The organism is Confluentibacter flavum, assembly GCF_002843175.1.
Lineage (GTDB): Bacteria > Bacteroidota > Bacteroidia > Flavobacteriales > Flavobacteriaceae > Confluentibacter > Confluentibacter flavum.
In genome coordinates this window covers 100,382-127,306 of the sequence record NZ_PJEO01000051.1, presented here as the reverse complement: position 1 = coordinate 127,306, position 26,925 = coordinate 100,382, and the positions used below count along the sequence as shown (strand labels likewise).

Below are 26,925 nucleotides of genomic sequence, written 5' to 3'. Positions count from 1 at the left end.
CAATCTGTCTCATTGATTTATAAATAGCTAAAAATATTCAATCAACCAAAACCAATCAAAATGAAGTTAAAACAATCATTAATCGTGGCTTTAATACTCAGTATTATAGGCCTAACTTCTTGGGAACTATTCTGGCGTTCTCAAGGTTATTACCCAACTTTAGATGATAACAAAGACCTTTGGGCAGTTCAAAGGGCAAAACTAAAAACCCTTACAAATCAAGATGTGGTGCTAACAGGTTCATCACGTGTGTTATTTGACATTCAACTTGATGCTTGGGAAGAAGAAACAAAAAAACGCCCATTACAGTTGGCTTCAGTAGGTTCTTCACCATTACCCATTTTTCACGATATTGTTGAAACTACAGATTTTGCTGGCACCATCATAGTTGGAGTCACACCAACATTATTTTTTTCAACTACATACCCGTTAGCTGATCCTTGGCGTAGGACTCAAATAAGGGCTGATTTTCACCACGAAAGAACGTATGCACAACGTCTTAACCATCATCTTTCAATTCCTTTACAAAACAGCCTTGCTTTTATGATAAATTATGAGGAGAGAGGATATGCTGATGAAATAAACTTAAGAGGTTTACTTCAAAAGGTTAAGATTGGTAACAGAATAAAAAATGATTTTCCTGCTTTCCATGATTTTGGTGATATTGATTTAGATAGGAATATGAAGATGAGAGAAAAAACGGTGACTGATACCGCTTTTGCCAATAGTATTATAAGAGTTTGGGGCTGGTATGCAACTGCTTTTCCTCCTCCCGATAAAGCATCTACGATGCCATTTTTTGTTAAAGACGCCAAAAAATTTATGGCTAGGGGTGGAAACTTAATTTTACTTAGATGTCCATCAACTGGTGGTTTTAGAATGGGCGAAAATGCCGTGTCTCCAAGAAAAGACTATTGGGATGAATTGGTTGCTCAAACCAAAGCAAAAGCCTACCATTTTGAAGATTATGAGCAATTAAAGTATTTAGATTGTCCCGAATGGTCTCATTTATCTGTTAAAGATGCTAATTATTTTACTAAAGAACTGGTTAAAATAATGAAAGCAGATGGTGCATTGTCTCATTCTAAAACTAATTAATCATGTTATTTAACTCATTAAGTTTTATATTATTTTTAGTAATAGTCTTAGCATTATACTATTCAAAAATATTTAATTGGACATCAAAAAAAAGAATGCTTCTTTTTACAAGCTATATTTTTTATGGCTTATGGAACCCACCTTTGGTTATCTTATTATGGATTTCAACTCTTGTGGATTGGACAACAGGAAAAAAATTAGCAGTTGAAGTAAATCAGAAAAAACGAATGTATTGGCTCTTGCTTAGTATGTTTGTCAATTTAGGATTTTTAGCTTTTTTTAAATACGGTGATTTTTTACTTGAAAACTTTGTACTCCTTTTGAATGCTTTTGGTATTGATTATGAAGCACAACCAATGGGTATTATCTTGCCAATGGGAATTTCATTCTACACCTTTCAAACCATGTCCTATACCATAGATATGTATCGAAAAAAAATAGAGCCTGCAAGAACTTTTTTAGATTTTGCTTTATATGTGACCTTCTTTCCTCAATTGGTTGCAGGACCCATTGTAAGGGCACAAGAATTAATCTCTCAGTTTTATGAAGAAAAAAAGGCCACTTTAAATCAGTTTATTTGGGGTCTCTTTTTAATGACGATTGGTTTGTTTCAAAAAGTCGTCATGGCAGACACGTTGTTGTCCCAAACGGTTGATGACGTTTATGGCTCTGGTAAAATTTTAAATTTTTGGGATGCATGGATGGGAACTTTGGCTTTTTCAGGTCAAATATTTTTTGACTTTGCCGGCTACTCTACATGTGCCATTGGTATAGCATTGATGCTCGGTTTCTCGTTACCAGATAATTTTAAATATCCATATGCGTCTTTAGGTTTTTCTGATCTGTGGAAACGTTGGCATATAACGTTATCCAGTTGGTTAAAAGATTATTTGTACATACCATTAGGAGGAAATAGAATTGGTGTCGTTAGAATGTACGCTGCACTTATGATAACGATGCTACTGGGAGGTCTTTGGCATGGGGCTGCATGGACATTTATTGTTTGGGGTGGTTTACATGGCATTTATCTTATTTTAGAAAGGTTACAAAGACAATATATTCCATTTAAAATAACAGCTTGGAATGGAATTTTTTTAGCTTTTACCACATTTACATGCGTTAATATCACTTGGGTGTTTTTTAGAGCCAGAGAATTTAAAACAGCTTGGGATATGATTAAATCTATGTTTTATTTAAATCCTGAAGGCGAAAAAGTTTTGGGGTCTTTTGATATTGTTAAAGTAGGTGTCATTATTGGCCTGCTTTTTCTTTGCCATTGGTTTATGAGAAATTCAAGTTTGAAGCAAGTTTCAGAAAAAATCCCACCTTATGTATTAGGCATTGTCTGGGCTATTATGTTTTTCCTAATAGTTATAGCACAAGGTAGTGGTGAACAATTTATTTACTTCCAATTTTAATCAAATACATGCTTTCAATTAATCGCTTAAAACTAATAATAAACTAAAACCAATAAAAAAATGAAAAAATCAATATGCTTTCTAATAGCCCCAATTGTATTATTCACCTTGTCTTGTTCAAACTATAAAACTGAAAAGGACATTAAAGTGCACACCCAAGTTTGAGATAAAAGCCAGAAGGTTGCAATTATCGGTAGCATGAGAACTGCACTAATTTTCTATATACCGAATGAATCAGTTCATTTTATAAAATATAAATTATATAAATCATTAAATTATGAAAGTATCAGCATTAGCCGCTAAAGGCCCCAATCAAAAATTAGAACCGTTCTCCTACGAAATGGGAGAACTTGGAGCAGAACAAGTAGATGTCAAAGTCCTCAATTGTGGAATCTGTCATTCAGATCTCAGCATGATGAACAATGAATGGGGAATGACCGCCTACCCCATTGTCCCAGGCCACGAGATTATTGGTGAAATAGTAGCCGCAGGCAATGCGGTTAAAAATATCAAAGTTGGAGATAAGGTTGGCGTTGGCTGGTTCTCTGGATCTTGTATGTCATGCCATGAGTGTATGGATGGATCCCATCATCTCTGCTCAAAGGCCGAATACACCATTGGCGGCCGGCATGGTGGCTTTGCGGATTATGTTCGAAGTCATTGGTCTTGGGCAATTCCATTACCGGAAGGAATAGACTTGGCAAAAGCGGGGCCATTGCTTTGTGGTGGAATCACAGTCTTTAATCCAATTCTAATTGCAGGGGTGAAAGCTACTGACAAGGTAGGGGTTATCGGAATTGGGGGCTTGGGTCATATGGCACTCAAATTCCTAAACAAATGGGGATGTGAGGTCGTTGCATTTAGCTCCAACCCAAGTAAAAAAGAATCTATTTTGGCAATGGGAGCGACCAAAGTGGTGGATTCCACCAATCCTGAAGAATTGGCTAAAATCGCTGGCACTTTAAATTTTATCCTGAATACCACCAATGTAACCCTGGATTGGAATTCCTATTTAGTGGCGCTGGCTCCTAAAGGAAAATTTCACAACGTAGGCGCGGTCTTGGAACCTTTGGCTATTCCTGCATTTACGCTACTGACTGGAGAAAAATCAGTTTCAGGAAGCCCTCTTGGTAGCCCAGCACTCACCAGAACCATGCTTGAATTCTGTGTTCGTCATGACATCTACCCGATTACTGAAGAATATCCCATGTCAAAAGCAAATGAAGCTTTAGAACATTTAAAATCAGGAAAAGCGCGTTTCCGAATCGTATTGAAAAACTAAAAAACTCACTTAAAAGCGAGTAAAACCGATTAATCTATTAAAACAAAACCATAAACAAAATGAAAAAATCAACAATCTTAGTTCTTCTATCAATTTCTTTATTAATCTTATCCTGCACCAACGCTAAAACAGAAAGAGGCATTAAAATGTACTCCGAAACTTGGGATCGCATCATCAATGATGCTAACCTAGATCTTATCAATAATACTAATTTCACAGAAGACATTACACTTATAACGAGTCCTGAAAACATTGTCGGAATTGATGCTTTTAAGGCCTATTACCAAAACTTCCTTACTGGCTTTTCAGATATAACATTTACCGTTGTAGATGTATTTGGACAAGGGGATAGAATTGTAAAACATTGGAACTTTAAAGGAACAAATACCGGCGAATTCTTTGGTATGCCTGCAACTGGAAAAACTGTAGATATTAATGGTGTAACACTAGTTAAAATGAAAGATGGCAAAATTGCAGAAGAACAAGATTTTATGGATAATATGGTATTCTTACAACAATTAGGCATGGTGTCTTCTCCTGAAAATATGGGTATTATTAACAATTTATATAAAGCTTTTGAAATTGGCGATATGCCAACAGTTTTGGGCGGTATGGATGCTAAAGTTGTATGGAATGAAGCCGAAGGCAATGCTTATGCTGATGGCAATCCTTATATAGGGCCAGATGCCGTGTTAAATGGTGTTTTTGCTCGTATTGGTGCGGAACATGAGTATTTTAAATTAGAGAATATTCAACTTCATGAGATGAGCAATAATCAGATGCTAGCAACTTTGCGGTATGATGCTAAATTAAAAGCAAATGGAGCAACTTATAATGTGCAAGCAGCACATCTATGGACGCTAAATAATGGGAAAGTGATTGCATTCCAACAGTATGTGGATACCAAAAAATTAAATGATGCTATAAATAACTAAAACCAATGGTAACCACAACCAACCAACCCTTATTCAACCCAACTCAAAAAAAATCACGTATCAATTCATTGGATGTTATTAGAGGCATCGCGTTATTAGGCATTCTTTTAATGAATATCAATGGCATGGGTCTGCCCTTTGCTTATGATGATCCAACTATTGCTGGAGGCTCTGAAGGTCTAAACTTAAACGTCTGGATTACCAACAATATGCTTTTTGAAGGTACCATGAGAGGTTTGTTTACACTTCTTTTTGGGGCAGGTATTATTTTATTGACTTCTCGTTTAGAAAAAAATGGCGCTGGCATTTTAACTGCAGATATTTATTATCGAAGAATTTTATGGCTTTTGTTATTTGGACTCATTAATGTTTGGATTTTATTATGGCACGGTGATATTCTTTACCCTTACGCCATTTTTGGTTTAATGCTCTTTCCCTTTAGGAATGCTAGTATTAAAAAACTAATTATTTGCGGTTTAGTATTACTGGCAATAGGAACACTATGGAACGTAAGTGATTATCAAAACAGCCTTAAAACCCAAAAAGAAGGATTAGAAGTTCAAACTTTAAAAGAGAAAGGTATTACACTTTCAGAAAATCAAGAAAACAGTTTAAAAGATTGGGAAAAATTAAAAACTAAACATACACAAGAAGAAGTAACCAAGCGAATTAAGGAAATGCATCAGGGTTATTGGCAAGTAGTTTTGGCGAAAGTAAAAATGAATCAATTTATGCAAACCTGGTTTCCTTATAGAATTTGGGTTTGGGATATTTTAAGCTATATGCTATTGGGTATGGCATTTTTTAAATTGCGCATATTTCATGGAGAACGTACCAATGTATTTTATTTTTTGATGCTCTTTATTGGTTATGTCGTTGGACTATCGGTAAATTACTATGAAACAAAGTTGTTATTGGATAGTAATTTTGATGCCATTATCCTATCAAAAACTGGTCAAACCTATCAAATCGGACGTTTTTTTACCACCATTGGTCATATTGGATTATTTATGTTGTTTATTAAATCAGGTATTCTTGGGTTTCTTCAAAAAGCATTAGCTGCCGTTGGCACAATGGCACTTACCAATTATTTGATGCACAGTGTTATTACGTCTATAATATTCTATGGCTTTGGATTTTCCATGTTTGGTAAACTGCAACGTTTTGAGTTGTATTACGTTGTTGGTGGCATTTGGATAATCCAATTAATCGTGAGTCCAATCTGGCTTAAATACTTTCAATACGGCCCATTAGAATGGTTATGGCGTTCATTGACGTATCAAAAGAAGCAACCGTTTAGAATTTCAAAATAAAAATCCAAGCATGAAAAAATCGATAGTATATCTCACAATAGCTTTCATAAGTATGAATAGCTTATTGGCTCAAAAAAATGATAACGAAACAGTAAAAAAAGAGCTTGAAGAAGCCTTTGCAAAAATGTGGAAAAACACAACGTTTACCAATGCGAATGACTATTTTAAAACGGACGTTGCTGACGACTATTTCACCAATAATGCCGATGGCATCAGCCAAACAAAAGAAGAGTTGTTCGCTGACAAAGACAGGCTGAAAATGCTTGAAATGGCCACTTTCGAATTCTATGACAAAAAAATAAGAATCTATGGTAATGTTGGCATTATTAACGGAAGATCTAAAGCATTTTTTGATGGAAAATATGTCGCTGAATTTTTGTACACAGCTGTATTTGTCAAAGAAAATGACATCTGGAAATATACAAGTTGGCAAGGAACTTACTCAAAAAACTCACCAACACCAGAGCTTCCTATGTTAAAAAATTAAATTATGAAACAAACAATCTTTTTATTACTTGCCTTTATCAGCTTCACAATTCATGCCCAAACCAAGGTCATTGATATGCACATCCACTCTTACTCCGACAGGGATTTTGGCGAACGCGAACCGGCTTCCGATCATTATGGTGTAAAAGGTTCCAGTGATGCAGAGTCGCACCGACTGGAAACTTTTGCTGCATTTAAAAAATTAAATATTGTAAAAGCCATAGTGAGTGGGAATCCTGAAAGTGTTGAAAACTGGGTCGAAAATGACACCGAGAACCGAATCATCAAAGGAATTCTCATGTTTTCACCTGATGATTATGGGATGACGATTCAAAAATTTGAACAAATGGTAATTGATAAAAAGATTGAAGTTTTTGGAGAATTAGCACCTTATTACTCAGGAGGGACTTTAAGCGATGCTATTTGGCAACCTTATTTAAGAATCTGCGAACAATACGATATTCCTGTAGCCGTGCATACGGGTGGTGGCGATCCAGGAGGCACCTATTCATGGTCTCCAAAAGCACGATTATTGTTAGGAGATCCGTATCATATTGAAGATGTACTGGTAAAGTACCCGAAACTGCGAATTTACATGATGCACGCTGGAGGTGAAGACTGGCCAGAACATGGAATTCGTCTTATGGCATACTATCCGCAATTGTATACCGATGTGGCTGTGATGTTATGGGTAGAACCCAATACCCAACGCTACATAAAAGAATTCCTTAAAAATGCTAAAGAAGCAGGATATTTAGATCGTGTCATGTTTGGTTCGGACCAAATGATTTGGCCTTATGCCATTGAAAAATCTATTGATTTTTTAAAAAGTTTAGAATTCCTTTCGGAACAAGACATGGCCGATATTCTATACAATAACGCCGCTCGTTTCCTGAAATTAACAGAATGAGATACTCATTTACGATGATAAAATTCTTTAGATACATCCACAAAAAACTGCTTCAAGAAGTCTCGCCTACTGGACAGGTAGGTAAAAATAAAAAAGCTTCCGATGCTAAAGGATTGATGTTCAAAGTTAGCTTTTATTCCAAAAAGCAATAGTAATAGAATGGAAACACACTATCGGAAATTAGGGTACATATTTTTATTGATAATTCCTTTAGTAATTATTGGATTTTACCCAAGCTATTTTGGATTATTCCCGGAGTTTAATGAACATATCGATGTTTTTGTCCATATACACTTTTTGTTGTCTTTAGTATGGATTGCAATATTAATAACTCAGCCTTTGCTTATTATAAATAAAAAATATAAATGGCACAAACGTATTGGTAGGAGCACTTATATCATTTTCCCGCTATGGATATTAAGTTTTTTGGTCATGATTTATAAGGTGATACAAAAAGAACATTATGATTATTTGGTTTTCCCTATTGGGAATATGCTTATCCTCATCATTCTTTATGTTTTGGCTATCAAACACCGTAAAAAAACTGCAAAACATATGCGCTATATGATTGCCTCTGGTATTGTGCTTATTGACCCAACTATTGGACGATGGACTTTTAACATTTTTCAGGATGATTTAATCGCCATGCCCATAACGTATACCATAATGAACCTTATTCTGATAGGCTTAATTTGGATGGACAAACGGAATGGAAAAGATTATAAACCTTATGTTGTGGCCTTAACATGTTTTCTAATATATAACATCGCATTTTTTATGGTGTATTTGAATTGATAGAATAATGAGCTTAATAAAAAGAAACTAACCACCAAACTATAAATATCATGAAAACCATAAGTATTATTAAAATCACAAAACCCCCATCCTATTTAAAAATAGCGATTTGGACGTTCCTTATTTTATTGGCAGGTAAATTTATTATTAAAGATGCACTACCCTACTATGGGTTTACTAAAGAAGCTTTTGGTAGATATTGGGATTTTAAATGGGCTTTAATTGGTCATATTTCTGGCGGAATAATCGCTCTAGTTATTGGCCCATTTCAATTTTGGAAAACGTTCAGAAATAAATACCTAATCGTACACAGATGGATGGGAAAAACTTATTTAATAGCCATATTAATGGCTACTATTAGCTCAACGTATTTAGCTTGGACTAGTGGCATAAGAATAAATTTCTCTTGGGCTCTTTCTTTACAAGTATTGGCCTTTGCATGGTTTACTACAGTAACCATGGCTTACATATCCATAAGAAGAAAACGCGTTCAACAACATAAGGAATGGATGATAAGAAGCTATGTGGTCACTTTTGCTTTTGTAACATTCCGTTGGTTAGTAGATTTACCTTTGGTAGTTGGACTCATGGAGAATTTTGGTGAAAGAGGACCAGCAATAATTTGGTTGAGTTGGACTATACCGCTATTGATTACGGAAGTCGTATTAAACTGGAATAAGAAATAAATCCAACCGATATGCAGCAAATATCAGTAAGTTCTGAATTAACAGAACTAAAACATAAAAGTTACTTGTCTGAAAATACCATTTTAAGGTATTTAGCTTTTTCAGCTTTATATATTTCTGAAGGTATTCCAATAGGAATTACACTTTTTGCTATTCCCGCATGGTTGGCAATGAACAACACATCACCTATTGCTATTTCAAGCTATATTGCTATAATTACCCTTCCATGGACTTTTAAAATGATTTTAGCTCCTATAATTGATCGTTACACTTTATTGTCATTAGGTCGTAAACGCCCTTGGATTATTATAAGTCAATTAGGTTTAATTATTAGTTTTTTAGCTATTGGTTTTGTTGAAAACCCTACTTCTAACTTAACAGGTTTAATGATTGTTGGCTTTATGACTAGCTTTTTTGGTGCCACCCAAGACATAGCTATAGATGGTATGGCTGTAGATATTATTCCTGAGCATCAACAAGCCAGAGCCAACGGCGTTATGTGGGGATCTAGAATAATTGGACAATCGTTATCTTTATTGATTGGGACTTCTTTAATAAACATCGTGGGCTTTACCAATGCCATTTCTTCCTTAGCACTCGTTGTTGCTATTCTAATTCTGGTTCCTATTTGTATTAGAGAGCGCCCAGGCGAAAAATTAATGCCATGGACTAAAGGTAAAGCCTCCGAGATTTCTAAAAATGCCCAACTATCACATTGGAGTGATCTTTTGAAAAGTCTATTTAAAGTGATTACGCTTCCTTCCAGTATTTTTTTAGGAACGGGCATATTTATAACAGGTACATTAAGTGGCATAATGACTGCATTCTTACCCATTTTTACAGTTCAGGAATTAAAATGGACCAATACGGATTTCTCTCATGTCTATTCAGCTGCTACCCTGGTAGGTGGTTGTTTCGGTATGTTAATCGGTGGTTTTTTAATTGACTTATTAGGAACTAAAAAAATGATAACCATACTTTTAACATTGGTGATGTTTCTCTTAATAATTCTTGGGCTTTCCCCAAATAGTTGGCAAAATACCACCATCATTTATGGCTTTGTTATCCTATACTATTTAATCATTACCTTTTTTGAAATAGCTGTGTTCGCTTCTGCCATGAAACTATCGTGGATAAAAATATCAGCCACACAATTTACGCTTTACATGACCCTGAACAACATAGGATATGCTCTAGGTGCATGGCTCTTAGGATTGCTTAATGAAAACTTATCTTGGGGTAATATTTTACTATGTATGGCCATGTTTCCTTTAGTAGCCATGCTTTTTTATAAAATGATAAATGCCCCTAAACATATGGCAAGTATTGAGAATTTCTAATGATAAATAATATCCGATTCATTTAAATAAAAAATCTGAAATTAATAATTTAAATACATCCGATTTTAATAACTAACCAATATGACCACAACAGACACCTCACTAAATCCTCTAAAACTCTCTGAAAGGATACAATCCCTTGATATTATGAGAGGGATTGTTTTATTTGGGATATTATTAATGAACATTAACGGTATGGGACTCGCAGGAGCCTATGAAGACCCTACCGTTAGTGGTGGTTCAACGGGATGGGATTTAACTACTTGGATTACTACCAATATGCTTTTTGAAGGCACCATGAGGTCATTATTTTCACTTTTATTTGGCGTTGGTATGTTTATTCTTCTTGATAGACTCGAGAAAAAAGGGGCTGAAATTCAAGCTGCAAATATTTATTTTAGAAGACTTACTTGGCTATTGGTTTTCGGTTTGATACACGGTTATTTATTGTTGTGGACTGGCGAAATTTTATACAACTACGCGTTAATGGGTTTTTTGGTATTCTCTTTCAGAAAAATGTCACCGAAAAAATTAATACTCATTGCAGTCCTATTAATTTCAATTGGTACATTATGGGAATTCAGCAGATACAATGATGATTTAAAATTTTTAGAAGAAGTTTCAACAGTACAGCAATATAAAACGGAAGGAAAAGAGTTAACTAAAGAGTTAAAAGAAGCTAATGATAAATGGGAAAAAATTGAATATGAAAAATCTCCCGAAGCTATTGAAAAATATGTAACTAATATGCGTAAAGGTTATTTGGACATTGTCGTTTTTTTGGCTCCCATTAACAGACATTATAATGAAAATGATCCTTATAGATATGATGTTTGGGATGTATTGAGCATGATGCTTATAGGTATTGCACTCTTTAAATTGAATATATTATCCTCAGAAAAATCTTTTAAGTTTTATGGTTTAATGGTGTTGGCTGGTTATGGTATTGGATTAATGATTAATTATTACGAAATCAACCTAATCATTAAAAGTGGATTTTCATATCTTGGGTTTTCAAAATCGTTTCTAACGTATTACATTGGAAAAACAACTGTTTCTATGGGGCATGTAGGACTCATCATGCTATTTTGCAAACTACCTATTTTAAACTGGTTAAAAAACAGCCTTTCTGCTGTTGGTAAAATGGCTCTTACCAATTACGTTATGCACTCTATTTTTTCTATGTTCATTTTTACTGGGGCTGGATTTGGATTGTTTGGAACCTTTCAACGCCATGAATTATTATACATTGTTTTTTCTATTTGGATTTTTCAATTAATTAGCAGTCCTATTTGGTTAAGATATTTTCAATTTGATCCATTAGAATGGATTTGGAGAAATTTAAGTTACCAAAAAAAGCATTTATTGAAAAAACAAGTTATAAAACATGAAACAATTAACTAACCCTATATGTCTGAAATAAAATCCGCCAGAATTGAATCCATCGATATTTTAAGGGGCTTAGTAATGGTCATTATGGCATTAGACCATGTTAGAGATTATTTTTATTATGGATCGTTTTTTAACGACCCAACGAATTTAGAAACCACAACACCGCTTTTGTTTTTCACACGGTTTATAACTCATTACTGTGCACCTGTTTTTGTTTTTTTAGCGGGTACTTCAGCATTTTTATATGGAAACAATAAAACAAAACTAGAACTGTTTAAATTTTTATTTACTCGAGGTCTTTGGCTAATTTTATTGGAAATAGTAGTCAACACCTTTATTTGGACGTTCGATTTTACTTATAGCCTTCTCATATTCCAAGTCATTTGGGCTATTGGTTTCAGTATGGTGTGCTTATCCATTCTCATTTACCTTCCTAAAAAAATTATTTTAATTATTAGCATCATACTGATTGCAGGGCATAATCTATTGGATGGCATTGTGATGCAAGGTCAAAGTTTTCAGTCCGTCATGTGGTATATATTACATCAACAACAAACTTTAACCCCAAATCCAGATTTTATGATTTTTTTACATTATCCTGTAATTCCGTGGATTGGAGTTATGGCACTTGGTTATTGCTTTGGAACTCTTTATAAGAAAGATTTTGATGCTACTTTAAGACAGAAATGGCTATTAAGATTGGGGCTAGGTGCTTTAGCGCTTTTCTTTGTTTTAAGGGGCATTAATATGTATGGCGATTTAGAGCCTTGGACAATACAAGATACAACAACAAAAACCATTTTATCATTTTTTAATGTGACAAAATATCCGCCGTCTTTAGTATATATTTTAATAACCATTGGTCCTTCATTATTATTTTTATATGTTATTGAAACTGTAAAAACTAGACTAACCGATTTCTTTTTAGTCTTTGGGCGTGTGCCACTATTCTATTACTTCTTGCATGTTTTAGTCATCCACGCTTTTGCAATATTAGGAATACTCGTTTTTGGTGGCCATTGGCGTGATATGATTTTAACACAAGACGTCTTTGCAAATGCTAAACTTATAAATTATGGTTACTCGTTACTTGTTGTTTATTTGGTGTGGATAGGAATTGTATTATTTCTATTCCCATTTTGTAAAAAGTACATGGTTTATAAAGCAACTCATAAAGATAAATGGTGGTTGAGTTATTTGTAAATTTAAAAAGAAGATTCATGATAAAACTCTTCAGAGACATCCATAAAAAACTATTGGCAGAAGGCAAAACCACTAACTACCGTAAAATATGCCATTGGCGAAATTTTGCTTGTAGTATTTGGAAAAACCGTTTTATGTCCCGTCAGGGACGACATATTGGTAGCTAGAATACATACAAAATCAAATCCTCGTGCCTTTAGGTACGAGATATAAACACGCAATTATGGCAAACACCTATACACAAATACATATTCAAGCCGTTTTTGCGGTGCAAAACAGACAAAGTTTGATTAAAAAAGAATGGAAAGATGAACTGTTTAAATACATCACGGGAATCATCCAAAACCACGGGCATAAAGTATTGCAGATAAACGGAATGCCAGACCACATTCATATTCTGTTTGGGATGCGGCCTACACAATCGCTTTCAGATTTGATGAAACAAATAAAACAGGATTCATCAAAATGGATAAACAATAAAGAATTTGTAAATGATAAGTTTTCATGGCAAGCAGGTTTCGGAGCTTTTTCATATGCCAAATCGGAGGTGCCCAATGTGATAAATTACATTAAAAACCAGGAGCATTATCATAAATCCATAACATTTCAAGATGAATACTTACAATTATTGAAAGCATTCAATATTGAATTTGATGAACGCTATATTTTAAAATCTGTACAATAATATATTTTGTGCCTAAAGGCACAAAACCATTTTAACGCATAAAAGCTGCCAAGATAAAGTCCCTAACGGGACAAAATAATCTAAAACCAAATGATAAAATTCATTAGAAACATCCGTAAAAAATCACTCATTCTTCAACTGCTCTATATACATTTTTAAATTCTCTTGAATATCATCATCTAGTTCAGGTTCTTTAATATCGGTATATTCTTTTAAGGTATCGTACATTATTTTAGCAACAATGTAGCGAGCGGAATCTTTATCATCTGCTGGAATATTATACCAAGGGGCATGAGGTTTAGTTGTCCTGTTAATAGCATCTTCATAACACACTTGGTAATTGTCCCAAAGCTTTCGTTCTTCTAAATCGCCTGGAGAAAACTTCCAATTTTTTTCTTTTTTATCCAAACGCCTTAATAGCCTATCGCGTTGTTCATCTTTAGAAAGATTTAAAAAGAACTTAAAGATTATGGTGCCGTTTTCGGCAATGTGCTTTTCAAAATTGTTTATTTGTTCAAAACGTTTATGCCAAAAAGCATCATTCACATCCTCAATAGAATTTACCGTTGGAATGTTTTCACCCAATATATAATATGGATGCACACGAGTGACCAAAACGTTTTCATAATGGGTTCTATTAAAAACACTAAACTTACCTCGTTCTGGCAGTGCCACTGCATGACGCCATAGATAATCGTGCCTTAGTTCAAGCATGGTAGGTGTTTTAAAACTATGTACCACAACGCCCCTAGCATTAAAATCTTTAAAAACCTCCCTGATTAAACTATCCTTTCCGGCTGTATCCATACCTTGCAAACAAACTAAAACGGCATATTTTCCATGTGCATACATGGTATCTTGGATATCGCCAAGCTTCTTCCTTATATCTTCAATTTCTTTCTCAGCCTTGTCAATTACCATTTTTGTTTGTAAATCCTTTACGGATATGCTTGAGGTGATTTTAAAATCATTTATGTTTACAGACTCCATCTTTTACTATTTATTTGATTATATCTCCTAAATATACTAAAATATATATTCGACGAACTACATTCTTATTAATTAGGGTTTTAATATATTTGACCTACCTACTTATTAACTTAAACCCAAATGTTATGGAAAAACATTACTTTTTTTTATGCTTTGCATTATCTTCTTTGGCCTTTTATGGACAAACAGCTTGTGATGGTGCTAACTCGGATTTGATTTACGCCTATTCCCACGTAAAGTCCTCCTACAATTCAAATAATATATCCCATTTAAAATATTACGCAAACAGATCTTTAGAGGTGTTTGAGCGTTCCAAGAAAAAATTAAAAGAGTGTGGTTGTGAAACTGCTTTTGATATGGCATACGAAGCTGCTCAACTCCTAAGTAAAGTTGAAAGTTCCGAAACTTATGAAGATGGACGTTTTTTTGTTAAAAGAGCCAGGGATATTGCACAGCAAAGTGTTACAGAACTTGATAAATGTACCGTTCCAACTAAAGACTTTCAAGTTAATAATGACCGTGACGCACAACTGACCTCTTTACAAATCGAACAAGAAAAATTAAAACAACAACAAGAAGAGCTAAAACGCAGAGCGGAAGAAATTAAAATAAAAATGGCAGAACAGAATGACATGGCATTACAACTTAAAAAAGAAGAATTGATTAATTCATATAAAAGTGCTATTTCATCCAATATTGAAAGCTATAATAACGCTCTAAAAGTCTGCAATTGTAATCATGCCCTGATAAAATTAGAAGAAAAAAATACCGATGTTTCAGAAAAAAGCATTGAAGACATTAAATCGTATTATTTAAATAGCCTGAAAGGATTAACATCACATTATTTAGCACAGTTAAATTTGTGTGATAGAAAATAGTCTTTTATTATAAAACTAAGGGGATGTCTCCGTTTTAACTTTTTTGAGACTAATAAAACAAAAAATCATTAAAAAAATTTGTTCATTAAGATATTAATCGTAATATTGCAATGAAACAATATAAACGATTATGGGTTTAACTAAAACAGACATGTTTACCGACCAACAAAACGACATTGCCCTCATAGCAAAAGTGTTCGGTCATCCCGCAAGAGTTGCCATTTTACAGCACTTATTTAAAACAAATGCTTGTGTTTGTGGTGATTTAGTTACTGAAATCGGACTTGCCCAACCCACTATTTCCCAACATCTAAAAGAACTAAAAAATTTAGGGCTTATTAAAGGAAACGTAGAAGGTACCAGCGTGTGTTATTGTATCGACACCGATAATTGGGCCAAAATGAAAAACATCATGTTTCAATTTTTAGATCAAGATATCACTAAAGGAACGTGTTGCTAAAAAAAAATTTAATATCATTAATCGTATCATCGCAATAAACAAATAAATACTCACATTATGAAACTATCAGAAATTAAAACCCTACTAAATCAATCAAGCAAAATAGCTTTTCAATTACCAAATGGCGACTTAGTGCCTAACCATTTTCATGTGACCGAAGTTGGTAAAATAACCAAACACTTTATAGATTGTGGTGGCACCGTTCGTAACGAAGAAATCGTGAACTTCCAATTATGGAATGCCAACGATTACGACCATAGGTTACATCCAGAAAAGTTATTAAAAATCATTGAACTTTCAGAAAAAGTTTTGGGAATTACAGACTTAGAAATTGAAGTAGAATATCAGGGAGACACCATTGGAAAATTCGGATTGGATTTTGACGGTACTAACTTTTTGTTGACTACAAAACAAACCGATTGCTTGGCAAAAGATAACTGTGGCGTGCCTTCACAAAAACCAAAAGTAAAACTTTCGGAAATCAAGGCTGAAGCGTGTTGTGCACCAAACAGCGGATGTTGCTAAGAAAGTCTCATATAAAAAAGCCAATACAGCATGAAAGTATTCCAAAAAATAGAAAGTATCATTGCCACATTAAAGGTTGAAACTATTTCCAAGGAACGCAAAGAAACCTTACAACCATTGATTGATTTCGTTCAAACAAAAGTCAATGACAATAAGGAGATTCGTATCAATTTCATTTGCACGCATAATTCACGCAGAAGTCATTTATCGCAAGTTTGGGCACAAACCTTAGCGTTCCATTTCAATATAAAAAATGTATTTTGTTATTCGGGCGGCACGGAAGCTACAGCTTTGTTTCCTATGGCAGCGAAAACATTAGAAAGCTCAGGTTTTCAAATAAAAACCATTTCAGAAGGAAACAATCCCATTTACAGCATCAAATATGCAGATAATGCACATCCTATTATTGGATTTTCTAAAAAGCTGGATGATGATTTTAATCCGAAATCAGACTTTGCAGCCATCATGACTTGCGATTCGGCAAACGAAGCCTGCCCGTTTGTTGTAGGTGCAGAAAAGCGCATCCCCATCACGTTTGAAGATCCCAAGGCATTTGACGGCACACCGCAACAAGCTGAAAAATATAATGAGCGTAGTTTACAAATCGCTACCGAGTTGTTTTACGTATTCTCTAAAATCAGTCTTTAAACATGGCGACACATAAAAAATTGAGCTTTTTAGATAGTTATTTAACCTTATGGATTTTTATCGCCATGGCATTAGGCGTTGGTATTGGTTATTTTGCGCCATCATTCCCCGAGATCATTAACTCCTTTAATAGTGGCACGACAAACATTCCCATAGCCATCGGACTTATTTTAATGATGTATCCACCATTGGCGAAGGTCAATTATGCCTTGTTGCCAAAGGTGTTTCGCAACACAAAAATTCTATCGATATCATTAATCCTCAATTGGATCATTGGTCCGGTGTTGATGTTTATTTTGGCAATCACGTTTTTGCGGGATTACCCAGAATATATGGTGGGGCTCATTTTAATTGGCTTGGCGCGTTGTATAGCCATGGTGCTGGTTTGGAACGACCTTGCCGATGGCAGTAGCGAATATGGTGCTGGTTTGGTGGCATTAAACAGTATTTTTCAAGTGTTTGCCTATAGTTTTTATGCTTGGATTTTTATAACGGTGCTACCACCCTATTTTGGGTTTGAAGGAGCCATTGTAGATATTTCCATCGCCACCATTGCAGAAAGTGTGGCTATTTATTTGGGAATCCCATTTGCATTGGGCATTTTAAGTCGGTTGATACTCGTAAAACTAAAAGGCGAAATCTGGTACAACGAAACATTTATCCCCACCATTTCGCCAATAACCTTAATAGCACTTTTGTTTACCATTGTTGTGATGTTCTCGCTAAAAGGTGAATTAATTGTTGAAATCCCGATGGATGTTTTAATCATAGCCGTGCCATTGCTTATCTATTTTACGGTCATGTTCATCATTGGGTTCTTTGTCACTAAAGCAACGGGTGCCGAATATGATAAAACGGCGGCAGTCGCCTTTACGGCGGCAGGCAATAATTTTGAATTAGCCATCGCAGTTGCCATTGCGGTATTCGGACTCAACTCTGGGCAAGCCTTTGCAGGCGTTATTGGCCCCTTGGTGGAAGTGCCTGCCTTAATTCTATTGGTTAAGGTGTCCTTTTGGTTAAGGAAAAAGTATTACCTAAAAACGGTTTAAGTAAAATAAAAAATAATTCTATAAAATGTATCGGGAAGCTTATTGTACTAAGGTTCTCGATACAAAATACTTCGTGCCTCACTATTTCACTCGAAATGACAGGCTAACTAACTGAAAACATAATTAATAACTCAAATGTCAATTAGAGTAAATTTGTGGAGCGAGCGAAACAAATTTGTATCGAGATAGGTTGTTTATCAATTGTTTATAACTTTTTTCCCTTATAACAAATTTTTGTAGTAAAAAACATAAATTCGCTTTACCCCAATAATTGAAAACTAAACATTGATTGATGAATACAAATGAAATTTTTGAAAATCTAATAAAAATTGAACCAAAAGTGGTATCTATTGAAACCCTCTTTAATAATGAGGAAACTTTAAGAAATACCAAATATGATCCAGATTATCAAAGAAATTATGTTTGGGATGATGATAAAGCTACATATTTCATAGAAAGTATTTTACTGGGAACTGAAATACCTCCTATAATTTATTTTAGAAATGGTGATAGAATAGAGATTATTGATGGTAGACAAAGATATCAGACAATTCTGAGATTCATTAAAGATGAATTTAAGTTAAAGCATTCAGGGTTACATAAACTAAACAAAATAGGAATTGCAACAAAAAATTTTAAAGATATTGGAGGCTTAAGGGATGATTTTTGGGATACAAAATTAAGGATTATTGAATTCAGCTTTCATACAAAATCATCAACTATGGATGCCTTAGAGGATATTGTGAAAAAAGAAATTTTTAAACGGTATAATTCTGGAATAACCCCTTTGAAGCCAACTGAAATTGATAAAGCCTTTTATTTTGAAGATGATTTAAATTCTTTCATTCAAGAAAAATTAAAAGCTGATAAAATAATCTTTTTTGAACTACAAGACCTATTTTATTTTGACAAAAGCAACATGCAAATTTTACTTAAAAAAGTAAGACAGCTGTTAGTACAACACAAAATACCTATAAAATATTATGCAATTAAAAAAGACACTGTTATATCAAAATATTATGAAATATTATCATCACAAATTGATGAATCGAATATAGAGGAAGTATTTAGTAAATTTTTAGTTAAAATAAATATTTTAAAACGCTTAAAAAGCGAGATAACCACAAAAAATTTCTTCTTTAATAGATTAGTTTCTGAATGTGTTTTTTGGGCATTATCTATAGTTGAGGATAATAAAAACTCTTTAGTTGATATTAATCAAAATTTCATTAAGGATTTAGCTGAATTTATTAATAATCAAAAGGGTGTATTTGAAATGGATAGAAGTTCTTTTTCTAAAGAATTATTAAGTAGATATACCGTAATTGGCAACTATTTTCATGAAAAACTAAAAGTTTCTTTTAATGATTATTTAATTACTACTACTGAATTTAAAAAAATAAACAAGGAAAGAGATGATATAACCCCCCAACAAGTAGAAACTAGTTTTGATGATTTAAGAATTAATAAACCAGAACCATCTTCAATCACTATTGTTGATATTTGTAGGCAAATGGAACGTCAAAGATTTTTGTTACGCCCACCGTACCAAAGATCAGAAGTAAAGAACAGAAATAAATCATCAGCGATAATTGAAAGTATTCTACTTGGAATTAAATTACCTCCAATATTTGTTTATAAGAGAGAAGACGGTGTGTCAGAAGTTTTAGATGGACAACAAAGACTTTTATCTATTTTAGGTTTTTTGAAAAAGGAATATTTAGATGAAAATAATGTAAAACAAATATCTAATAAACATGGCTATTCTTTAAGCTTAAAAAATGGTATTCTTACATCTTTACATGGAAAAAACATAGACAAATTAGATCCAGAGCAAATCAAAAAAATAAACAATTTTGATTTGTGGATAATTGAAATTAATCACAGATATAATAAAGATTTTGAACCGATTGATTTGTTTCTTAGATTAAATAGCAAACCTTATCCAATAAAAGAGAATACATTTGAAATGTGGAATTCCTATATAAATAAGGAAATAATTGAAACTGTCAAGTCTATTTTAAAATCAAATCAAGATTGGTTTTATTTTAGAAAAAATAATAAAAGAATGGAAAATGAAAATCTATATACTGCCTTGATATATCTCGAATATTTCCAAAGAAAAGACACAAATAGTTCAAATTACCCTTTAGAATATTATAAAATTGGAGATAAAATCAATTTTAGAATACGATCAAAAACAGAAATAACCAAAATTCTTGAAAACCCACAAAATAAGTATGATTTATTAATATCATGTGAAGATTTAAAAAACAATTTTATTTTTAAAGTTAAATCCATTGTTGAAGATGATGGTGAGCAAGATAGTATTGATATATTAAATAAGAATCTTGAAACAATTTTTAATGTTTCATCTTCTGGTAGAAGGACGCAGCAAAGTTTCTATGCCCTTTGGCATTTCATTTCAAAAGTTTCTCTAAAATCAATAAAACTCAATAAAATTAGTATAAGACAAGAATTACATGAATTATTTCAATTAATGAACATGATAGATAGTAAAGATAAATTTGAGAATAAAATAAACTCATTTTGGAATAAATATACAGCAAAATGAAAAAAGTTTTTCAAGAATACTTTCCACTTGATGACCAAGTCTTATCTGAATTGTGGAAAGATGCAATTTTTGTTTTTGACACCAGTGTGTTACTAAATTTATACCGATATTCTCAAAACACTTCAAATGAATTTATCGATATAATAACTATGCTCAAGGAAAGAACCTGGCTTCCTTTTCAAGTCGGATTAGAGTTTAATAAAAATAGGCTGAATGTTATAAGTGATCAAAAAAAGAATTATTTGGACTTTGAAAAAAAAATACATTTACTTATTGAAGAAATTGAAAATCAAAATAGAAATCCATTCTTTTCAAAAGCATTGACAGAAAGAATAGTCTCAATAAAAAAAGATTTAAATATAGAAATTGAACAAAGAATTAAAGAATATGATGATAGTTTAAAAATTGATCTAGTTTTAGATAAACTAAACCTTGTTTTTGAGGATAAAATAGGAAATGAACTTAGTTCAGAAGAAATTAATAAATTTCAAAAAGAAGGAGAAAGACGTTATAAAAATAAAATACCTCCAGGATATTGCGATTTAAAAAAACCCGAAAATGAACGCTATGGAGATTTTTTTCTGTGGCAAGAGATTATTAAAAAATCAAAAGATGAAACAATTGATGTTATTTTTGTTTTAGATGATAGAAAAGAAGACTGGTGGTTCGAACATCAAGGAAAAACCATTTCTCCAAGACCTGAATTATTAAAAGAATTTCGATTAGAAACTAAAAAAAATATTCATTTTTATAAACCTTTTCAATTTCTTGAATACTCAAATAAATACTTAGAAAGTAAAATTGGGGAAGATGTAATTCAAGAAGTGAAAAATTATGAACATATAATAAGAATAGATAAAAAATTTATTCAAATTTATTTAACTCTCCAGGGCGATATTAAAGATATACACTTACTAACAAATGATATAAAAAATACTGGTTACAATATTTTAACAGAATCTGATAAAAATGAAACTACTCACTTTTTAAACATTACTTTACCTAACATACCAGATTTAGAAAGAAGGTTTAATTCAAAATTTATTTCTAAATTATCAGAATATAAAATTAAACTAATTGAAATAAACAAAACTACTCCAACCTCTCAATCCTAGCCCCAATAGCACGTAAACGTTCATCAATATTCTCGTAACCTCTATCAATCTGCTCGATGTTTTGTATGGTTGATGTGCCTTTAGCAGACAAGGCCGCAATCAATAACGATACACCAGCACGAATATCGGGCGAGGTCATGGTCATCGCTTTTAAAGTCGATTTAAAATCGTGCCCAATAACGGTAGCACGATGCGGGTCGCATAAAATAATTTTGGCACCCATATCAATCAATTTATCCACGAAAAACAAACGACTTTCAAACATTTTTTGGTGAATAAGCACACTACCTCTAGCTTGTGTCGCCACTACCAAAATAATACTCAATAGATCGGGTGTAAATCCTGGCCAAGGCGCATCGGAAATGGTTAAGATAGAACCATCAATAAAACTTTGTATTTCATAACCATCGGTATGTGCCGGAATATGAATATCGTCACCACGTCTTTCAACGGTGATGCCCAATTTTCTAAATACGGTTGGTATGATGCCTAAATCGTCCCAAGACACATTGGTTATGGTCAGTTCACTTTTAGTCATCGCCGCCAAACCAATCCAGCTACCAATCTCAATCATATCGGGCAACATGGTATGATGCGTACCGCTTAATGTTTCAACACCATCAATAACCAACATATTAGAACCTACACCGCTAATTTGTGCGCCCATGCGGTTAAGCATTTTGCATAATTGCTGTAAATACGGTTCGCAAGCAGCGTTGTAAATAGTGGTTCTGCCTTCGGCAAGCACCGCAGCCATCACAATATTGGCAGTTCCCGTTACCGAAGCTTCTTCAAGGAGCATATAAGCGCCTTTTAATCTATCGGCTTCAACACCGTAAAATTGCTCTTCTTTATTATATCTAAATTTGGCTCCTAAATTAATAAGGCCTTCAAAATGGGTATCTAATCTACGTCGTCCGATTTTATCACCTCCCGGTTTCGGAATGTAACCTTTACCAAATCTGGCTAACATCGGGCCCACAATCATAATCGAACCACGTAACCCACGACCATCTTCTTTAAATTCGTCGGATTCCAAATATTTTAAGTTAACCTCATCCGCTTGAAACGTATACGTCCCTTTGCTGATTTTTTCAACCTTAACCCCTAACTTTTTAAGTAGGCTTATCAGTTTATTAACATCAACAATATCTGGAATGTTATTAATGGTGACAAGATCTGGAGTAAGAAGTACGGCACATAAAATTTGTAACGCTTCATTTTTGGCTCCTTGAGGCTGAATGCTTCCTTTTAGTTGGTGGCCTCCTTCAATTTTAAATGTTCCCATAGGTGGTGGTTAGTAACGTTTTCTTGGGCGATTGCTTAAATTACTCTTTTTATGGTGGCCTCCTCCTTTTTTGTTATTACTGGTGGCAAATTTGGTTTTACTACGCATTAAACTCGTGGCATCAGACAAGTCTTCTTCCGAATTCTGTAAATTTATTTTTCCACCGGAAAGCTCATATAAATGACCGTAAATAACATCATCTTCCACAGTGTCTTTGTTCCAATTTAAAAAACACTTTTTCATGTGGTTGGCAATGGTAAATATAAGCGCTTCCTTAAGGTCGCCCTCATCCCAAGTATTGGCAACGTCTATCATCGTTTTAATATTGTTTCCGTAAAAACGATATTTAGGAAAGTTTTGTGGATATTTTAATGGATCTGGTCGTTCTGCCAGTAATTCCCTAGATGGTTTTGGGTAGGGTGAATCGACGTCCAATTCAAAATCGGCCATAATAAACAGCTGATCCCAAAGTTTATGCTGAAAATCGGGTACATCACGTAAATGCGGTTGCATATTTCCCATAACCGCTATTATGGCTTTTGCCACTTTATCGCGTTCTTCTTTGGTGTCTCGGGTTTTAGCGAAATGAATCATTTTCTGCATATGGCGACCATATTCTGGAATGATTAAATGTTCACGCTCTGTATTGTATTCTAAATCGTCTATCGTCAAAATTAAAGTGTGTGTAGAGTTAAATATTTCTGCATGTAGTTGTTATGCTTGCGCAAAATACAAAAAAAAATTAAAGACTTATGACACCTTCGACTTTTTCTGCAACTTCAAGGTACTTTTCTATAACAGCATCTGGATTTCTCATTAAAATATTGATGGAAACACTGGTATACTTGCCATTTTTAGATTCAGTCGTATTAATAACAGCGCCCATATTATCAAAAATAGCTTCTAAAATGGCTATTTTATGCACATCTGTGGGAATAATGAATTTATATAGATATTCTGCCGGCCAATTGGCACTTTGCCGTAATTGCTCTCTTAATTTATTGTAAAATTCATCCGAATTTGGAGGTGTACTCATAGTGAACTCATTTAAACTTTTTCAATTGGCTAAAAAATTGCCCTTTTGCACCCATTTTTCGTCTTTTTTTCTTTCCGTAGCGCTACTATGCAACTCAAAAAAGCCTTCAAATGGACACAAAAATGAATAATTTTCGCTTCAATCCAAAAAATTTAAATGAGTTCATGCAATTCTAAGCTACAAATATACGGTTTCCTTTTAATTTATAAAGTCACCCATAGGATTTGAGATAATTTTAACTCTAAATTGGTAGTCTTCATTTTAATTCCGATTTTTACAGCTAAAATCTTTCCAATTTGAACACGAAAAGAATTGTTATTACAGGTGGCCCAGGCACAGGAAAATCGTCTATAATAAATGAATTGATACAGCGAGGCTTCACCTGTCTTGAAGAAATTTCTAGGGACATTATACTGGACGCTCAAAAACAAGGCGTTGACCAATTATTTTTAACGAATCCGTTATTATTTAGCGAACGTCTTTTAGAGGGGCGAAAACAACAATATACAGATGCCTTGAATGAAACGGCTAATCCTGTTTTTTTTGATAGAGGTGTTCCTGATATTGTCGCTTACATGGATTTTAAAGGGGAAGATTATCCGCAGCATTTTACAGACGCCTGCAAAGATTGTGTATATGATTATGTGTTTATTTTAAAACCTTGGCAGGATATTTACACCAGTGATAATGAACGTTATGAGGATTTCGGACAAGCTATGCAAATCCATGAACATTTATTGAATACGTATCAAAAATACGATTACAAGTTGTTGGACGTCCCTTTTGATACCGTTGAAAACAGGACCAATTATATTTTAAAAACCCTAACTATTTTATAGTGAACCATCCTGTAAACATATTAGAACGTTACTGGAAGTTTACAGAATTCAGGCCTTTTCAAGAAGAAGCCATCAATGCGGTATTACAAGGCGAAGATACCTTTCTTTTATTGCCCACTGGTGGCGGAAAATCATTGTGTTTTCAAGTACCCGCCTTAATTAAAGACGGCATTTGTATAGTGATTTCACCATTAATTGCCTTAATGAAAGAACAAGTACAAACGCTGCAGGACAAAGGCATTAAAGCCATGGCGTTAACCAGTGGGATTTCGTATGCACAATTAGATACACTTTTGGATAATTGTATCTACGGAAATTATAAATTTTTATACCTCTCGCCCGAACGTTTACAGCAAGAATTGGTCCAAGAACGCATCAAGCAAATGAACGTGAGTTTGATTGCGGTTGATGAAGCGCATTGTATTTCGCAATGGGGAAACGATTTTAGGCCCGCTTATAAAAACATTGCGCTGTTACGGCAATTGCAGCCCACAGTTAATATGATTGCTTTAACGGCATCGGCAACACCTAATGTGGTTCAGGATATTATTAAGGAACTTGATTTTATTAATCCGAAAGTCTTTAAACAATCGTTTTCCAGACCCAATCTGGCTTACATGGTGTTTCATGAAGATGATAAATACTATCGCATAGAAACCATTTTAAAGAAATATAAATCGGCTTCCATCATCTATGTCAGAAATCGGAAACTAACGGTGGAATTAAGTGCATTTTTGGAATCCAAAGGTATTTTGGCAACATATTATCATGGTGGACTTTCAAACGCTGAAAAAGACACGCACATGAACCTTTGGTTACACAATAAAAAACAAGTCATGGTTGCCACCAACGCCTTTGGAATGGGCATTGATAAACCCGATGTTAAAACGGTCATCCATTTAAATTTGCCGGAAAGCATGGAAAGTTATTTTCAAGAAGCTGGTAGGGCTGGTAGAAATGGCGACAAGGCGTTTGCTGTTATTTTAAAGAACAAAAGTGATGAAGTGCTGATTAAAAATCAGTTTTTAAATGTGTTGCCCACTGTCGATTTCATCAAGCAAGTCTATAGAAAGCTATGCAATTATTTTCAAATTCCTTATGGTGAAGGTGAATACCTAACCTTCGATTTTGACTTTAATAGCTTCTGTAAAACCTATGATTTTAATAGTGTATTGTGCTATAATGCCTTGTTGGCGTTGGATAGAAATAGCGTCATTGGTTTATCCAAACAATTTAAAAACAACATATCGGTTCAGTTTATCATTGCAAGTAATGCGCTTTTTAGCTATTTGGAAAGGCATCAAAACCTAAGTATTGTTGTAAAATCCATGCTCCGTATTTATGGTGGTATTTTTGATCATGACACTAAAATAAACACGTCCATCATTTCTGAAAAAGCATCGGTTACCGAACCTGAATTGATTTCGGCATTATTGCAATTAGAAAAAGATGGCATTATTAAGCTAAATTTGGCGAAAACTGATGCGCAAGTGACGTTTATTGAACCTCGGGAAGATGATAAAACAATCAACCGGATTGCTTACATCATCAATCAGCAAAACGAGCTGAAACAACAACAAGTGAAAGCCATGCTCGATTATGTTGAAAATGATTCGGTGTGTAAAAGCATACAGCTCCTCACCTATTTTGGTGAAAAAAATGTAGCACCTTGTAATATCTGTTCGGTTTGTGCCAATACTAAAAAAGCAACTCCACCTCAAGATGCCAAAACGATTAAAAACCGTATTATTGAATTACTGGAAACGGGAGACCAGTCGTCAAGAATCATAGAAACCACTTTAGGCGTTTCAGATAAAGACCTAAAACCCGTGTTGCTATTAATGCTGGAACACGATATTATATCGATAACAAAAACAAATACTTACAAACTAAGTCATTTATGAAATGAGCATTCCAAAATATTTGTCTTTTTTGGGATTATAATATGCGAATTGCATCTGACAATTAAAAAAACAATA

The 26,925-nt window shown here is 33.8% G+C and carries 28 protein-coding genes; 24 read left to right on the top strand and 4 right to left on the bottom strand.

The window, feature by feature from the left end; all coding sequences use genetic code 11:
• Positions 1-60 precede the first annotated feature (60 nt).
• The 15 genes from CSW08_RS14300 (at position 61) to tnpA (ending at position 13,543) form a co-directional block, all read left to right on the top strand.
• A complete protein-coding gene (locus CSW08_RS14300) occupies positions 61-1,098 on the top strand; it encodes a hypothetical protein (RefSeq protein ID WP_106660552.1) in 1,038 nt (345 codons plus the stop codon).
• Positions 1,099-1,193: 95 nt separating this feature from the next.
• The gene (locus CSW08_RS14295) at positions 1,194-2,516 is read left to right on the top strand and encodes an MBOAT family O-acyltransferase (RefSeq protein ID WP_238987278.1); all 1,323 of its coding nucleotides are present in this window, start codon (positions 1,194-1,196) and stop codon (positions 2,514-2,516) included.
• Positions 2,517-2,793: 277 nt separating this feature from the next.
• Positions 2,794-3,798: an NADPH-dependent aldehyde reductase Ahr gene (gene ahr / locus CSW08_RS14290; protein WP_106660550.1), complete on the top strand. Its 1,005-nt coding sequence runs from the start codon at positions 2,794-2,796 to the stop codon at positions 3,796-3,798.
• Between the two features lie 59 nt (positions 3,799-3,857).
• Positions 3,858-4,733 carry an ester cyclase gene (locus CSW08_RS14285; RefSeq protein WP_106660549.1) on the top strand — a complete coding sequence of 292 codons (876 nt, stop codon included), beginning with the start codon at positions 3,858-3,860 and terminating at the stop codon, positions 4,731-4,733.
• A 5-nt stretch (positions 4,734-4,738) separates the two neighbouring features.
• Positions 4,739-6,046, top strand: a complete 1,308-nt coding sequence (locus tag CSW08_RS14280) for a DUF418 domain-containing protein (RefSeq protein WP_106660548.1) — start codon at positions 4,739-4,741, stop codon at positions 6,044-6,046.
• Between the two features lie 10 nt (positions 6,047-6,056).
• A complete protein-coding gene (locus CSW08_RS14275) occupies positions 6,057-6,533 on the top strand; it encodes a nuclear transport factor 2 family protein (RefSeq protein WP_157831505.1) in 477 nt (158 codons plus the stop codon).
• A 3-nt stretch (positions 6,534-6,536) separates the two neighbouring features.
• A complete protein-coding gene (locus CSW08_RS14270) occupies positions 6,537-7,442 on the top strand; it encodes an amidohydrolase family protein (RefSeq protein ID WP_106660546.1) in 906 nt (301 codons plus the stop codon).
• On the top strand, positions 7,439-7,594 hold the full coding sequence (locus CSW08_RS18150) for a hypothetical protein (protein WP_157831504.1): 156 nt from the start codon (positions 7,439-7,441) through the stop codon (positions 7,592-7,594). The genes CSW08_RS14270 and CSW08_RS18150 overlap by 4 nt, the downstream gene beginning before the upstream one ends.
• Before the next feature lie 7 nt (positions 7,595-7,601).
• The gene (locus CSW08_RS14265; RefSeq protein WP_106660545.1) at positions 7,602-8,237 is read left to right on the top strand and encodes a hypothetical protein; all 636 of its coding nucleotides are present in this window, start codon (positions 7,602-7,604) and stop codon (positions 8,235-8,237) included.
• 50 nt (positions 8,238-8,287) lie between these two features.
• On the top strand, positions 8,288-8,923 hold the full coding sequence (locus CSW08_RS14260; RefSeq protein WP_106660544.1) for a DUF2306 domain-containing protein: 636 nt from the start codon (positions 8,288-8,290) through the stop codon (positions 8,921-8,923).
• An 11-nt stretch (positions 8,924-8,934) separates the two neighbouring features.
• A complete protein-coding gene (locus CSW08_RS14255) occupies positions 8,935-10,263 on the top strand; it encodes an MFS transporter (RefSeq protein WP_106660543.1) in 1,329 nt (442 codons plus the stop codon).
• 81 nt (positions 10,264-10,344) lie between these two features.
• Positions 10,345-11,667: a DUF418 domain-containing protein gene (locus CSW08_RS14250; RefSeq protein ID WP_106660542.1), complete on the top strand. Its 1,323-nt coding sequence runs from the start codon at positions 10,345-10,347 to the stop codon at positions 11,665-11,667.
• 6 nt (positions 11,668-11,673) lie between these two features.
• Positions 11,674-12,858: a DUF1624 domain-containing protein gene (locus CSW08_RS14245; protein WP_106660541.1), complete on the top strand. Its 1,185-nt coding sequence runs from the start codon at positions 11,674-11,676 to the stop codon at positions 12,856-12,858.
• Between the two features lie 17 nt (positions 12,859-12,875).
• Positions 12,876-13,025, top strand: coding sequence for a hypothetical protein (locus tag CSW08_RS18145; RefSeq protein WP_157831503.1), 150 nt, complete (start codon positions 12,876-12,878; stop codon positions 13,023-13,025).
• A 56-nt stretch (positions 13,026-13,081) separates the two neighbouring features.
• Positions 13,082-13,543: an IS200/IS605 family transposase gene (gene tnpA, locus CSW08_RS14240; protein ID WP_106660540.1), complete on the top strand. Its 462-nt coding sequence runs from the start codon at positions 13,082-13,084 to the stop codon at positions 13,541-13,543.
• 123 nt (positions 13,544-13,666) lie between these two features.
• Here the strand turns inward: tnpA and CSW08_RS14235 are convergent, their stop codons facing one another.
• Positions 13,667-14,533: a PPK2 family polyphosphate kinase gene (locus CSW08_RS14235; protein WP_106660539.1), complete on the bottom strand. Its 867-nt coding sequence runs from the start codon at positions 14,531-14,533 to the stop codon at positions 13,667-13,669.
• Between the two features lie 125 nt (positions 14,534-14,658).
• Here CSW08_RS14235 and CSW08_RS14230 point away from each other — a divergent pair, with 125 nt between their 5' ends.
• The 7 genes from CSW08_RS14230 to CSW08_RS14200 all read left to right on the top strand — a co-directional run bounded on the left by CSW08_RS14230 (position 14,659) and on the right by CSW08_RS14200 (position 21,783).
• On the top strand, positions 14,659-15,411 hold the full coding sequence (locus CSW08_RS14230) for a hypothetical protein (protein WP_106660538.1): 753 nt from the start codon (positions 14,659-14,661) through the stop codon (positions 15,409-15,411).
• Positions 15,412-15,541: 130 nt separating this feature from the next.
• Positions 15,542-15,871 carry an ArsR/SmtB family transcription factor gene (locus tag CSW08_RS14225; protein WP_106660537.1) on the top strand — a complete coding sequence of 110 codons (330 nt, stop codon included), beginning with the start codon at positions 15,542-15,544 and terminating at the stop codon, positions 15,869-15,871.
• Positions 15,872-15,928: 57 nt separating this feature from the next.
• Positions 15,929-16,396, top strand: a complete 468-nt coding sequence (locus CSW08_RS14220) for a DUF6428 family protein (protein ID WP_106660536.1) — start codon at positions 15,929-15,931, stop codon at positions 16,394-16,396.
• Between the two features lie 30 nt (positions 16,397-16,426).
• Positions 16,427-17,044: a low molecular weight phosphatase family protein gene (locus CSW08_RS14215; RefSeq protein WP_106660535.1), complete on the top strand. Its 618-nt coding sequence runs from the start codon at positions 16,427-16,429 to the stop codon at positions 17,042-17,044.
• 2 nt (positions 17,045-17,046) lie between these two features.
• Positions 17,047-18,093 (top strand): ACR3 family arsenite efflux transporter, encoded by a 1,047-nt coding sequence (arsB, locus tag CSW08_RS14210; protein WP_106660534.1) that lies wholly within the window; start codon positions 17,047-17,049, stop codon positions 18,091-18,093.
• Between the two features lie 292 nt (positions 18,094-18,385).
• Positions 18,386-20,668, top strand: a complete 2,283-nt coding sequence (locus tag CSW08_RS14205) for a DUF262 domain-containing protein (RefSeq protein ID WP_106660533.1) — start codon at positions 18,386-18,388, stop codon at positions 20,666-20,668.
• Positions 20,665-21,783, top strand: coding sequence for a PIN-like domain-containing protein (locus tag CSW08_RS14200; RefSeq protein ID WP_106660532.1), 1,119 nt, complete (start codon positions 20,665-20,667; stop codon positions 21,781-21,783). The genes CSW08_RS14205 and CSW08_RS14200 overlap by 4 nt, the downstream gene beginning before the upstream one ends.
• Here the strand turns inward: CSW08_RS14200 and murA are convergent.
• From murA to CSW08_RS14185, 3 genes are all read right to left on the bottom strand, one after another.
• The gene (gene murA / locus CSW08_RS14195) at positions 21,761-23,071 is read right to left on the bottom strand and encodes a UDP-N-acetylglucosamine 1-carboxyvinyltransferase (RefSeq protein ID WP_106660531.1); all 1,311 of its coding nucleotides are present in this window, start codon (positions 23,069-23,071) and stop codon (positions 21,761-21,763) included. The genes CSW08_RS14200 and murA overlap by 23 nt on opposite strands.
• Positions 23,072-23,080: 9 nt before the next feature.
• Positions 23,081-23,743, bottom strand: coding sequence for a DUF4290 domain-containing protein (locus CSW08_RS14190; RefSeq protein WP_106660530.1), 663 nt, complete (start codon positions 23,741-23,743; stop codon positions 23,081-23,083).
• Between the two features lie 70 nt (positions 23,744-23,813).
• Positions 23,814-24,107, bottom strand: coding sequence for a DUF493 family protein (locus CSW08_RS14185; RefSeq protein WP_106660529.1), 294 nt, complete (start codon positions 24,105-24,107; stop codon positions 23,814-23,816).
• A 296-nt stretch (positions 24,108-24,403) separates the two neighbouring features.
• On the opposite strand from CSW08_RS14185, the gene CSW08_RS14180 reads away from it, so the two are divergent.
• Entirely contained in the window at positions 24,404-24,946 is a 543-nt protein-coding gene (locus tag CSW08_RS14180) for an AAA family ATPase (RefSeq protein WP_106660528.1), read from the top strand.
• On the top strand, positions 24,946-26,850 hold the full coding sequence (locus CSW08_RS14175; protein ID WP_106660527.1) for a RecQ family ATP-dependent DNA helicase: 1,905 nt from the start codon (positions 24,946-24,948) through the stop codon (positions 26,848-26,850). Before CSW08_RS14180 ends, CSW08_RS14175 begins: the two co-directional genes overlap by 1 nt.
• The last annotated feature ends 75 nt before the right edge of the window (positions 26,851-26,925 follow it).